The following is a 12,713-nucleotide window of genomic DNA, read 5'->3' on the forward strand; positions in this document are numbered from 1 at the left end:
CCTGTAAGAGCATGATAACCGATTCCCGACAAAATAACTAAACTATTGGAGAATCTCGTGTCGCCACTTGCCCTTGCCCCGCTTTGCTTGCGTTCCAGCCCCCTGAAGTCTGCGCTCTTGTGCTGTACTGCCCTGATGCCCTGTGCAGCACTGGCTCAGGAAACCGTGCAATTGCCTGACCTGGTTCTGGAAACCACGGGCGGCGACGACAACGAAACGGTCGTGGCAAGCGAGTTGAGCAGGGGTGGCAAGATCAAGGGAGACGTACTGAACATTCCCGCATCGGTGTCGGTGATCACCAGCAAGGAAATCGAACAGCGCAATGCCACGTCGATCGAAGAGGTTCTGAACTATACTGCAGGTGCGGTCACGGACAGCTATGGCGCGGACGACCGCTTCGACTATTTCTCGATCCGAGGTTTCGAGGCCTATACCTATCGTGACGGCCTGCAACTGGGCGCGAACTTTGGTGGCATTCGTGAAGAGCCGTTTGCATTTGAGCGGATCGAAGTGTTCAAAGGCGCGAATTCGGCCACCTTCGGGGTCTCGGACCCTGGCGGATCGGTGAACTATGTCACCAAGACACCGCGCGGTGAACGGTTCGGCAATGCCTATACCTCTGTCGGCTCGTTCGGAACCGCAGAAGTGGGAGTGGATTTCGGGGACACCCTGAACCCCGAAGGCACGTTGTCCTACCGCTTTACCGGCCTTGTCCGTGACGGCGAACGAGAATACCCACATTCGCAGAACGACGAAACCTTTGCCATGTTCGGAATCAGCTGGCGCCCGACAGACCGAACCGAGCTGACCTTTATCCTGGACGACCTCAATCGCGACGATGTGCCGGGCAGCGGCGGCTTTCCTGCGGGGTATGACTTTGACCGCAGCGACACCTTTTTTGGCGAGCCGGATTACAACTATCGCACCACCGACCGCACCACCGCCACGATCAAGGCCACACATGATTTAGGCAACGGTTTCAGCTTTGGCAGCACCCTGCGGTATAGCGATGCTTATAGCGATTTTGGCTATGCCTATGTCTCGGGGTCCAGCGGCACTACGGTCAACCGCGCATTCTTTGCCAGCGAAAGCACCGGCGAAAACTTTATCGCCGATGCGCATCTGACCTACAGCACCCAGATCGGCGGAGCGGTCAGCACCACATTGGTCGGCGTCGAACTGTCCAGCTCGGATGAGACGAACATGCGGTTTTTTGGACCTGCCCCCTCGATGGATGTGAACAACCCGGTCTACACCGGTCGGCCCGTCAGTGTTCCGCAAATCGCCGACACAGAAACCAAAACGGATGGCACAGCGATCTTCCTGCAACAAGATCTGGATTGGCAAGACCGCGTCATTGCGTCGTTCGGCCTGCGGCACGACTGGATCGACGTGACACAGACCAACAACATGGCCAGCACCATCGAACAGGGTGACATTAGCGAAACAACAGGCCGCTTCGGCCTGACCTACAAGTTGAACCCAAACTTGTCTCTGTTCGGCAGCTATGCGCAGTCGGCAATACCGGCCGGTCTGGGCGTGGTGCCCGAAACCGGCGAACAGTTCGAGTTGGGCGCGAAATGGCGACCCGAGGGCACGAATGCGCTGTTCTCGGCGTCGATCTATGACCTGTCGAAAACCAATATCACCCGCACCAACCCGATCACCAACCAGCCGGAACCCATCGGCGAGGTGCGGGTGCGCGGGCTAGACTTAGAGGCCAAGGCTGAATTGGGCGCGTTCGAGATTGTCGCCGCCTACAGCTATCTGAACCCCGAAATTGTCGAGAACGGCACCAATGGCAACGTCGGCAACATGCCTGCGCGCGTGCCAAACCATATAGCCTCGATCTGGGTTAACCACACCTGGGAAAGCCTCGGGCGTGGCGATCTGACTGTCGGCCTGGGTGGACGGTTCAGCGACGGATATTTTTTCGATGATGCCAACACGGCAGGCCATTCCGGAAGCTTCTTTGTCGTGGACGCCGCCGCAAAGTACCAGTTGACCGAGCAGACATCGGTTTCGGTCAACGTAAAAAACCTGCTGAATGAGAAACACGTAGCTTTTGGCGGATTTTACGCCGATTTCTACAGCCCGGGCCGCGAAATTCAGGCCAAGCTGAACCACAGCTGGTAAATCCTGAAGATGCGGGCGGATACCTGACAGGGGCCGCCCGCTGTCGCAATGGAACGTCGATGGTTTGCGCCGGTATTGCCAAGTTGTTCGACTTGCATGATCAAGCTATCCCAACATCATAAAAATCTCCAAAATATCACACGCCTGAAAGGCTTGGGTTTCTCTCGCGAAAACATCGCGTATGCTGCCAGGACCTATTATCGCTTCACTATGATCACGACCGACGTCGAAAGCCTGCTGACAAAGCGCGGTGTAGTTGCCAACCGAGAAGCAATCTGGTTGTAGGTCAATCGCTTTGGTATGCATTTCGCCAATTGCGTCCCGCGCGATCCTTCTCGCCCTAACGAAATACGGGATCTGGATGAGGTTGTTATCGCGATTCGAGCGAAGAAGAACTGGTCATAGTATCAGTGTCCGAATTTCGGGGGGCTCAAAAAGCCAAATTTCACGCGCCGACAAGTTCCGAAAATGCCTAAACCTATCTAATGGAAAAAGAATTCAGCTTTTTGAACAAGTATAACGTGGTTGACCAAAAAGACCAGCATATGAATGTCGAACCGAACTTCTGAAGTGCATTGTCCATCCGGTTCAAACCATCCGTTTCCGCGCGGACCTTGTCGATAGCGCAGGCGTTCAGGGCGCGAGCAAATCAGCGATCCGGATTGGGAAATGGCGCACGCGTTTGCCGGTTGCATGCCAGATCGCGTTGCCAATGGCCCCGACCGTCCCGACGATGCCGATCTCGCCCACACCCTTGATCCCCAACGCGTTCACGTAAGGATCGTCTTCGTGCACCGTGATCACCTCAAGCCCGCTCACATCCGCGTTCACCGGCACATGATAGCCCGCGAAATCGGCGTTCACGATGCGCCCGCTGCGCCGGTCGTGCCGGGCGGCCTCATGCAGGGCAAAAGACGTGCCCCAGATCATTCCGCCCATAAGCTGGCTTTCGGTCAGCCGTGGGTTGATGATCCGCCCGGCGGCAAAGGCCCCCACCAGCCGGGTCACCCGTACCTGGCGCAGATCCGGGTCCACCTTCACCTCGGCGAACACTGCGCCGTGGGAGTTCATCGCATGGCGTCCGGCGGCCTCTGGCGCGCGCCCGCCGTGGCCGGTTCCGATCATCTCGGTCTTTCCGGCACGTGCCAGAATATCGGCAAAGCGTTCCCGGCGGCTCTCGTCCTCTTCCAACAACAACCACCCGTGCCGCGCCACAAGGCTTGAATTGCCCGCGCCATAAAGGGGCGACTGCGGATCGGCAGTGGCAAGTTCGCCAAGCTGACGCAAGACATCCCCACCCGCAGCGTGCAGCGCACCGCCCGCCGTGGCGGTATGTGCAGACCCACCCGCAACACCGCCGTCCGGCAATGCCGAATGTCCGGCGCGGAACTCGACCTGATCCAGCGTCAGGCCAAGGCTGTCCGCAGCAATCTGGGCCAGCACGGTCCAGGCCCCCTGCCCCATATCAACTGCAGAGGTCTCGAACAAAGCCGTCCCATCCGGACGCAGCGTCGCCCGCGCTTCGGCAGCAAACATCGGGCAGGGAAACAACGCCGTTCCCATGCCCCAGCCCGTCATCAATCCATCAGCGTCCCGCATTTGCCGGGGTTCCAGCGGCCGCCCCTCCCAGCCAAATCGTGCCGCACCTTCTGCGTAACACTCCCGCAACGCCTTGGAAGAATAGGGACGCCCGGTGCCGGGTTGGGTCTCGGCGTAGTTGTGAAGGCGGAATTCAAGCGGGTCCATCCCCGCCGCTTCAGCCATCTCGTCCATTGCGCATTCCAAGGCAGCGGACCCTGAGGCCTCGCCCGGTGCACGCATGGGTCCGGGCGTACCGACATCAAGCCGCACCAGCCGGTGGCTGGCCCGCAAGGCACCGGCCGCATAAAGATCGTGCGACGCATTGGCCGCCGGTTCCACGAAATCATCAAAGGTGGATGTTTCCGCCAACCCTTCGTGGTCGATCACCGTCAATGCGGCGTTCTCGTCCACGCCCAACCGAAGCCGCTGGCGCGTGGCACCACGGTGACCGGCAGGCCCGAACATCTGCTGTCGGGTGAACATCAGCTTGACCGGCCGCTGCGTCATCCGCGCGGCGAGGATCGCCAGCACCTGCGGCCCGGTCGGAATCGCCTTTGATCCGAACCCGCCGCCAATGTAGGGGCTGCGCAGCGTCACATTCTCCGGCGGGATTCCAAAGAAATAGGCAAAGCCCGCACAAGAGACTTTCAGCGCCTGGCTGGGCATATCCAGCATCAGCCGGTCCCCGTCCCATTGCGCCACGATCGCATGGGTTTCCATTGCATTGTGATACTGCGCCGCTGTCTCATAGCTAACGTCGATGCTGCGTGCGGCAACCGCGTGCCCCGCCTCGACATCGCCGTGGCTTGCCCCGCCCGGCAGCCCAAAGCCGCCCGGATCAAAGCCCCTGGCTGTGTTGTCATCCAGCGCCACACGCACCGGATCGACCTCGTACTGCGGTGCCAGCAGGCGCGCGCCCTCGGTGGCGGCTTCCAAAGTCTCGCCCAGCACCAGTGCAATCGGCTGTCCGGCATAACGCACTGTGTCGTCCTGCAAAACTTCCGTGCGGAAGGAGAACATCGTAGGCTTGCCCGAGGGGTCGCCCTGCAACTCGGGCCGGTTTTGCGGCGTGATGACATGGGTCACACCGGGGTGCGCCTCTGCTGCTGCAACGTCAAGATGGCTGACCCGGCCACGCGCGATCTTTGCCGGTGCGTAGACCGCATGAAGCAACCCCTCGGGCGTGTTGTCGGCAGCAAAGGTTGCCACGCCGGTGACCTTGGCAAGACCATCCCGCCGTGTGGCAGGCTGACCCGAGTTGGAACCGAAACGGATTTCCGGTGAAAGCGTGTCAGACATGGGCGAGGTCTCCGTTCTGTTGGCCAAAGGGGGATGCGGGCAGCGCCGGCAGCCGTGCCGGCGTGCCGGCCGCAGCCATGGCAAGTGCGCGCGCAGCAGTGCGGCGGGCAAGGTCGATCTTCCATTCCAGATGCACCGGGGCCTCTGCCCCCGCCATCGCCGCCTCGGCGACGCGCGCAAACAGCGCCGCATCCGGGGCCTGCCCGACCAGCAGCGCCTCGGCCTCGGCAACCCGCCACGGCCTGGCCGCCACCGCGCCAAGCGCCAGTCGTCCCTCCACGATAATACCATCCTCCATCTGCAACGCGGCGGCGGCAGCGGTGGTGGCAAAGGCAAAGGACGTGCGGTCGCGCACCTTCAGATACCGTGCATGTCTGGCAAACCTGGCCGCCTCGGCGGACAGGTGCAGGGCGACAATCAACTCGCCCTGCTCCAGCGCCGTCTCCCGCTCCGGATGGTCGCCCGGAAGCAGGTGAAACTCTGCAATGGGGATCTGGCGCGTTCCATTCACGCCACGCACCTCGACCTGCGCTTCCAGCGCCGCGAGCGGCACGCAGAAGTCCGACGGGTTCGTCGCTACACAAGCCGGGCTCGCCCCCAGCAGCGCGCGTGCCTCTTCATCACTGTCGCGCGCATCACATCCCGCACCGGGAGTGCGCCGGTTACAGGCAGCCGTTTCCTCCTGAAAATAAGCACAACGGGTACGCTGCATCAGGTTGCCCGCGACAGTCGCCATATTGCGAAGCTGCCCCGAGGCCCCCGAAAGCAGCGCCTCGGCCACCATCGGAAAATGTTGGGCGAAGCCCGCGTGGCGGGCCAGGTCAGCGTTGCTGACCATCGCCCCGATCCGCACCGATCCATTCTGTTGAAAGGTGATCTCGCCCAGGTCGGAAATCCGGGTCAGGTCGATCACCCGCTGCGGCTGGGCCACGCCCAGCTTCATCAGGTCAACCAGATTGGTCCCCCCGCCAAGCCATGACGCACCCGGCTCCCAACTCGCCAGCGCCTCATCCATGGTTTTTGGCTGCACATAGTCAAACTGCTTCATGCCGCGCCCCCCTCGTCCTTGGCAGCCATCCGGCGGCTCGCTTCCTGCACGGCAAGGGTGATCCCGTGATAGGCCCCGCAGCGGCAGATATTACCGCTCATGCCCTCGCGGATGCGCTCCGGATCACTCCCGGCATCCCCTTCGGCGATCAGCCCGACGGCGCTCATGATCTGGCCCGGCGTGCAATAACCGCACTGGAACCCGTCATGTTCGATAAAGGCGGCCTGCACCGGGTGCAGATCCTCGCCCCTTGCCAGCCCTTCAATTGTGGTGATCTCCGCACCATCAAGGCCCGCCGCAAGCATCAGGCATGCGTTCGCACGTCGCCCGTTCACCAGCACCGTGCAGGCACCACACTGGCCACGGTCGCAGCCTTTCTTGGTCCCGGGCAGCGCCAGACGTTCGCGAAGCAGATCAAGCAGTGTCACGCGCGGGTCATCAATGGAGACCTCACGCGCCTCCCCGTTGAGGGTCAGGCTGATGAAGAGTGACATACGTCCTCCCTGTTATGCTAATTTCTAGTTATGCTATTTTTCCGGGTGTGGTCACTCGCTGGCGAGGTCCGGTATAAGGAATCAAACGGCGCGGTGCCGTCTTCTGAAACACAATATACGGAGGCATCCTCCGTTTTCAAGATGAAAGGCAGATTTTGGCAGAAGTCCGCAAACGAAAGCCGCGCGCCGACGCACAAAAGAACCGCGAGCTGCTGCTCGAAGCGGCCAAGGAAATCCTGGGCCGCGGCGGACCAAATGCGAGTCTGGACGCCGTCGCACGGCGCGCTGGCGTTGGCATCGGTACGCTGTACCGGCACTTTCCCACCCGTGAAGAACTGTTCATGGCGGTCTTCAGCCGCGAATTGGACCAACTCATTGTCACCGCCGAAGACCTGGTTGAAAGGGATGACCCCCTTGAGGCCATCCGCAGCTGGCTGCACGCAAATGTCGACCTGGTGGAGACAAAGCGCGGCATGCTGGGCGCGATGAGCCTCGTCGTGACAGAGGACCTTAAACAGGGCTATACTGAACGCTCCAGCCTTCTGCGCGCCGCAGTTGACAGGCTTCTGGACAAGGGCCGCAGTATCGGAGAAATCCGAGAAGGAGTCAGCGCCGAAGACCTCATGCAAACCCTCTATGCCATCTGCTATGCGCGACAGCCCGGTCCTGACTGGCGCGAAAATGTTCTGCGTATTCTTGATATCTTCGTCGACGGGTTGAAAAAATGACCAGTTGGTCGCACCCGGAACCAGACTAAAATAAAGGCATTTTCAAAAGCTTCTGCGCCTTGAACTCAGGGGCGTGCTTCTTCCGCTTCGATCTCTTTCGTGGTGAAGATCAGCAGACAGCAAATCCAAGCTTATGCCATTGTCCAGTTCTCAGGAAACACCTCAGTGGATGCGATTGATAAGACGGTTGAGGAACGCGATATTCACCGTCACTTTTCCATTCACGCTGGCGCATTCGCTGCAGCTCAGGTGGGTAAATTTGGTGACTTGATGCGCTCATAGAGTTCACGCAGAAGGTGAAACAGCAACGCACCGCCCTAAGCTCTGAACTGCAGATACGGTGCAAGACAGAAACCGTCTGACTGCACGGGCGGTAACATTGCCCAGAAACGAAACCGATGGAATAAATCTATGAAATCCAATCTGAGAACATCCATCCTGGCGATCTGCACCACCGGTCTCCTCGCAGGCTGCATGTCAGAGAAAATCGCCACAGGGCAAGGCATGTGTGATCCTGACCACACCGAAAGGCTCATCGGTCTGGTCAATCCCTCCGACCGGCAGATTATGGACCTCACAGGCGCCACCACCGTGCGCCGTGCGAACGAAGGTCAGCCAATGACCATGGAGCTTATCCCTTTTCGCGCCACCGTCATCATGGATGCAGAAAGCGGCGAAGTCACCCGGGCGAATTGCAGCTAGGGCTGCGCCCCATCAGAGACTGCCCACAGCCAAATCCGGTGCGGCTGCAAAAATAGTGGTGACGCTGGTCACACCGCCGTCGTCGCCACAGACAACGAGCGGCGGTGCGATCCGCTGAGAGCACCGGGAAATCCCGGCGGCTTGCGGTGTTTGGCTTTATCGCACTTCGGACTGTATCTGCAGGACCATCGGCATCCAAAGATGACCCTGTAAACTCGCGCGGACGACACTTCCGAAACAATCGCGGAACACTGTGCGCAAGGTGGTCCGGTCGTCGACTGCCGCGTAGCTTCCGCCGACCTTCGACCTAAGCGAGGCCTATCAGTTCGACTGGAACCATAAGAATGTGGTCAGCGACGGAGTGACGTCCACAGTATGCACTCGCGTTGACCGCCTGAGAAAGTCCCCCCAGGGGCGATCACAGGTCATTGCCCTTAAGTAGGCAATGCCGCTTGAGGCCACCAACCCGCTCCATGATCGCTTTACCGACAGTATCGACAATGGCCTGGGGAAAGGTTTTCGGCAGGACGTTGGCGGCAGCATCAAGGGCTTCGGGTGCTCTGGCTGCGATGTCCTCGATGATGCCCATGGTTCGCTTTTTTGAGAGACCGGCGCGCATGGCCGTCTGTACAAAATGTCGCCCGTGAACCTTATCAAAACGGTAATGTCGGCTGTTTCCGACCGACATCGCCATTCTCATTTGCTTGCGTTCAATTTGGCGGGCATCCAGTGCACCTTGCGCTGTCACGATGTCATAAAGCGGGGTCATGCGATAGCTGCCGCCCGGGCTTAGAAAAACGCTGAAGTTTTTGGCATGGGCGTCCGTCGCGCCCATCAGCCAGAACACAAGTTGCGCTTTAAGGAAGGTGTCTTGATCCTTGATCGGTGTATCGCTGCCCCTGAGCAAGCCCAGAACATCAATCATGCCGGGGCCACCCTCGTTCTGGTATTTGAGCGTCGGCGGCACAGAGAGTGCTTGGCAGCAATCCTCCTGCGGCAGGCGCAGCAATCGCCCGTCTTTCGTCCAACGGCGATCAAACCGCTCTATGACCAAAGCCTTGGTCTCACCGAAGGTTTCGATGGTCGCGGTATTCACAGGCAGACCAAACGCTGCGGTGAGCTTCAGGCAATAGTACTCGTTCTCGACACTGTCCGAGAGATCGATGCCACCGGGCAGCTTACCGATCTGAGTCTTGATCAGATGGGTTGTCGGCGTCGTGCCGTGGGGTTTGATCCACCGACCGTCGTGCCAAAGCAGGGCAGTTTTTTCTTGCGCCCCGGCAACAGAAATCCTGAAGGCGTCGTCGCGGGCCAGGCCAAGTGGCGCTTGTCCCAACCCTTTCAGCATTTTTTCGACACCCACCGCATCGACAGCTTCTCCTTCGATCTTGCCGGTCGCATTGGGGGTTTCGTCGTCTCCGGCGATGAACTGGAGCGCCCCCACACAGTCATGGCCGATCTTGGTCAGCATACTATAAGCGTCAGTCCCGCGTGCGCCGACCTTTTCAGCGACGAGGCGGCGCAACTTGTCCGAGTCAGGCAGCAGGTTTTCGAAGACCGCAGAAACGGGTTCACCGCGATAGGGCGTCTCCCGAAGCGGCAGTGACAAAGAGACCGGCAGGGCATGCTCCCAGTCGAGCCAGTCCGCTTCGTACGAAAACCCCACGGCACCACTTGCCTCACGGTTCAGCGTGCCGACGCGGCGGTTGTTCAGATAGACGCGCAGGGGCGCATAGGTCGGACGCCGTCCCATCAGAACAGCGCCTCGATGTCACTGCCATGACCCTTGGAGCGCTGTCCGATCCTGAGTTCCAGGTCGAGTGCAGCAAGGACAGCGAGGATGGATTCAAGCTTTGCGGGCTTTTCTCCGCTCTCTATCATCGAGATCGTTGCCTGGCGCAGACCTGCCCGCTCGGCAAGCTTCATCTGTGTCCAACCTCGCTTTTTGCGTGCCCGTTGGATGACAGAGCCAATCTGTCTTGGTGTGCGTGCTAAATCACTCATCTAACCAGTATACGCCAAGGCGTATAAGTTGTCAATATACTCTGTACCGTATAGATTATGCTTATGCGCTAAGGCGTATAAACCCAAGATACCCGCTGAAGCGTATAACGCGTCGAGAACTTGACAGCTAAGCGGGGCAAGCCTTGATGAACAGGACATCGACAAACCGACGGCGTGCCGATGCGCACAAAAATTGGCCCGGAACGATTCAAACGAACTGCACGGCGTAGTCTCTTAAAGTTCCTGAATCTTGTTGCGCCGAAGTTTGGCAGCCTCGTTTTCCGAACACAGCTAATGAATGACAGATTTGATACGCCCCAAAGGCGCAATTGCCGAAGAAGCGCACCGCCGGACATCATCAACGGGGCGTTCGTGTCGGATGCCGTGACGTCACAGCGTTCTGAACGCTGTTTAGGGTTGTTCGCTCAATTTGGTTCGCATACGAATTACTTAGTTCACATACGAATGAAAAAATGTCCAAAAACCGCAGAATTTTCCACAAACTCCAGATCGCGCATTCTGCGCTCTTTCGAGCAGCCGACCACCGCACACGCGATCAATTAGGTTTGACGACATCGCAGCTTGCTGTGCTGTTCATACTTTCGCGAACGGACGGTCAGCCCATCAGCAAAATCTCAACTACACTTGCGATGGGCAAATCCAGCCTTACGGGGCTCGTGGACCGGATGTGCGCGAAGGGTCTGGTGCGACGTTCTCCTTCAAAAGAGGATGGCCGTGTCATCAATATATATCTCGAACAATTGGGACGAAACGCGCTGGAACAAGGTGCGCGTGAGACAAGCCAGTTCAACACAGCGCTTCTTGCGCCGTTTTCAGTTGCGGAACAGGACATCATCGAACGGTTTTTGACCCATTTGGCGGCGAATGCAGATGACATTATCAACGGCTCATCGCCTATTAAAAAAGGTGACGCCGGAAATGACTGAGAAAGCCCTCCCAAAAACCATAGGCATAACGACCCGCGATGCACGGGAACTGGAAGCAGACATTCATTCGTCTGCCGTGCCGAAGGTCGCCGTCCTGATCTCGTCTGGGATCGGCTTTCCGCCGATCCGCAGCTGGTGCCCAGCGGAGAATGACAGTTTTCCCCCTCAAACAGACAGGAGCCAAGATGGCCGAAAACATCACCCTTAACACCGTTGAACGGGTCACAACGTTGACCATTTCACGTCCTGCAAAACGCAACGCAATCACGCAAGATATGTATGCTGCTATGGCAGACGCATTGGAGACTTATACCCGGTCCGACGATAGCCGCGCGTTTGTCATCACTGGTGCCGAGGACTATTTCACAGCCGGCAATGACTTGCAGGGTTTTGCAATGGGCTCGCGCGGTGACGAAGTCCCACCTGTCACACGTTTTTTAGCTGCCATCTCGACTTGTCCCAAACCGTTGATCGCTGCCGTTAATGGCCCTGCAATTGGCGTCGGGGTAACGATGCTGCTGCATTGCGATCTGATCATTGCCTCAGACACCGCGACGTTCAGCACGCCTTTCGTGCAATTGGGCTTGGTGCCTGAGGCCGCGTCCTCACTGCTTTTGCCGGCAACTGTCGGGATGGCGGTGGCAAATGATATGCTTCTGGCAAACCGTGTTCTTGCTTCAGACGAAGCGGTTCGTTTCGGTTTGGTTTCACGTTTGATCCCGTTCGCTGATCTCATGGCTGAAACCGCAAAAGTCGCCGCTCAGTTGGCGAATGCAGCGCCAAACTCCATGCTCAAATCGAAATCTTTAATCCGCCAAGGCCGAGAGCAAGTGGCAGCGCAGATGGAAAAGGAATCTATCCTGTTTGCCGAGCAGTTAAATTCGCCTGAATTTGCGGAAGTTATCGCTGCCAGGCAACAGAAACGGATGCCGGACTTCACATAGTCAACGCATCTTGCGGCGTCTTGGATGAATTGACGCATGGGCGGATCAACACGCCAGTCTGATTGAAACACGCGAGGGAGGTAAGAGATGGGTCACATTGGCCAGAACGTAGAGCTGGATGATCCGGCAATGGTGCACGACAGCGCGCTGTTGTACGGCAAGGTCTATATCGGGCCGGGCGCGTCGATATGGCCGAACGTGGTCACGCGCGCGGAGGTCTATGAAATCCGGATCGGCGCACGCAGCAACATCCAGGATTTCGTGATGATTCATGTGGGAAATTCTACGCCGACAATCGTGGGCGAGGATTGCTCCATTACCCATCACGTCACGTTGCATGGCTGCGAAATCGGAGATCGCTGCCTTATCGGGATCAATGCAACGATCATGGATGGCGCGAAGATCGGCGCGAATTCCATTGTTGCGGGGCATTCCATCGTCACGGAAAATGCCGAGTTTCCAGAAAACGCGATCATTGCCGGGATACCAGCAAAACAGGTTGGCACACGCGATTGCGGTGCAGCGAACCTAAAAAATGCGCAGTTTTATGAGATGAACGCACGAAACTATGCGGAAGGGCGGGATCGGCTGAGCCCCGAACAGACCAATGCGCTGGCCAAAATTTTTGGCGCAAAATAGCCGCACAGCTATCACGGCCAAAAAAACAGCAACGAAGCTTTGATCATATGACCACCACGGCACAGCCCTCCAGGCCGGTCCAGCTGTGCTTCCCTGCCTTCAGGTAGAGCTTTTGCAGATCGGTTTGAGCTGCGAGCGCGCCCAAACCAGTCGATCAATTTTTCCAGCGATGGCAACAACTGTCGATGGCG

Annotated in this window: 11 protein-coding genes; 6 read left to right on the top strand and 5 right to left on the bottom strand. The window is 58.4% G+C overall.

Annotation, left to right across the window (positions count from 1 at the left end; genetic code table 11):
- The first annotated feature begins 165 nt into the window (after window positions 1–165).
- The gene (locus BUC08_RS20170) at window positions 166–2,136 is read left to right on the top strand and encodes a TonB-dependent siderophore receptor (protein WP_211254186.1); all 1,971 of its coding nucleotides are present in this window, start codon (window positions 166–168) and stop codon (window positions 2,134–2,136) included.
- Window positions 2,137–2,769: 633 nt separating this feature from the next.
- Here BUC08_RS20170 and BUC08_RS20180 read toward each other — a convergent pair.
- The 3 genes from BUC08_RS20180 to BUC08_RS20190 are packed head-to-tail and all read right to left on the bottom strand — an operon-like array spanning window position 2,770 to window position 6,558.
- A complete protein-coding gene (locus BUC08_RS20180; protein ID WP_037930281.1) occupies window positions 2,770–5,016 on the bottom strand; it encodes a xanthine dehydrogenase family protein molybdopterin-binding subunit in 2,247 nt (748 codons plus the stop codon).
- The gene (locus BUC08_RS20185) at window positions 5,009–6,064 is read right to left on the bottom strand and encodes an FAD binding domain-containing protein (protein ID WP_037930278.1); all 1,056 of its coding nucleotides are present in this window, start codon (window positions 6,062–6,064) and stop codon (window positions 5,009–5,011) included. Before BUC08_RS20185 ends, BUC08_RS20180 begins: the two co-directional genes overlap by 8 nt.
- Window positions 6,061–6,558, bottom strand: coding sequence for a (2Fe-2S)-binding protein (locus BUC08_RS20190; RefSeq protein WP_037930275.1), 498 nt, complete (start codon window positions 6,556–6,558; stop codon window positions 6,061–6,063). Before BUC08_RS20190 ends, BUC08_RS20185 begins: the two co-directional genes overlap by 4 nt.
- Before the next feature lie 155 nt (window positions 6,559–6,713).
- On the opposite strand from BUC08_RS20190, the gene BUC08_RS20195 reads away from it, so the two are divergent.
- Entirely contained in the window at window positions 6,714–7,286 is a 573-nt protein-coding gene (locus BUC08_RS20195; protein WP_051694636.1) for a TetR/AcrR family transcriptional regulator, read from the top strand.
- Window positions 7,287–7,697: 411 nt separating this feature from the next.
- Window positions 7,698–7,988: a hypothetical protein gene (locus BUC08_RS20205; RefSeq protein WP_143186798.1), complete on the top strand. Its 291-nt coding sequence runs from the start codon at window positions 7,698–7,700 to the stop codon at window positions 7,986–7,988.
- A gap of 418 nt (window positions 7,989–8,406) precedes the next feature.
- On the opposite strand, the gene BUC08_RS20210 is transcribed toward BUC08_RS20205, so the two are convergent.
- Both BUC08_RS20210 and BUC08_RS20215 read right to left on the bottom strand, forming a co-directional pair.
- The gene (locus BUC08_RS20210; protein ID WP_037930261.1) at window positions 8,407–9,741 is read right to left on the bottom strand and encodes a type II toxin-antitoxin system HipA family toxin; all 1,335 of its coding nucleotides are present in this window, start codon (window positions 9,739–9,741) and stop codon (window positions 8,407–8,409) included.
- Window positions 9,741–9,992, bottom strand: a complete 252-nt coding sequence (locus BUC08_RS20215) for a helix-turn-helix domain-containing protein (protein WP_037930258.1) — start codon at window positions 9,990–9,992, stop codon at window positions 9,741–9,743. The genes BUC08_RS20210 and BUC08_RS20215 overlap by 1 nt, the downstream gene beginning before the upstream one ends.
- 473 nt (window positions 9,993–10,465) lie before the next feature.
- Between BUC08_RS20215 and BUC08_RS20220 the strand changes: the two genes are divergently transcribed.
- The 3 genes from BUC08_RS20220 to BUC08_RS20230 all read left to right on the top strand — a co-directional run bounded on the left by BUC08_RS20220 (window position 10,466) and on the right by BUC08_RS20230 (window position 12,522).
- Window positions 10,466–10,939 carry a MarR family winged helix-turn-helix transcriptional regulator gene (locus BUC08_RS20220; RefSeq protein ID WP_037930255.1) on the top strand — a complete coding sequence of 158 codons (474 nt, stop codon included), beginning with the start codon at window positions 10,466–10,468 and terminating at the stop codon, window positions 10,937–10,939.
- Window positions 10,940–11,124: 185 nt separating this feature from the next.
- The gene (locus tag BUC08_RS20225) at window positions 11,125–11,883 is read left to right on the top strand and encodes an enoyl-CoA hydratase-related protein (protein ID WP_037930253.1); all 759 of its coding nucleotides are present in this window, start codon (window positions 11,125–11,127) and stop codon (window positions 11,881–11,883) included.
- A gap of 87 nt (window positions 11,884–11,970) precedes the next feature.
- Complete coding sequence (locus tag BUC08_RS20230; RefSeq protein ID WP_037930251.1) at window positions 11,971–12,522, top strand: gamma carbonic anhydrase family protein; 552 nt, start codon at window positions 11,971–11,973, stop codon at window positions 12,520–12,522.
- Window positions 12,523–12,713: the final 191 nt, after the last annotated feature.

Origin of the sequence: Pseudosulfitobacter pseudonitzschiae, from assembly GCF_900129395.1 — a bacterium.
GTDB lineage: Bacteria > Pseudomonadota > Alphaproteobacteria > Rhodobacterales > Rhodobacteraceae > Pseudosulfitobacter > Pseudosulfitobacter pseudonitzschiae.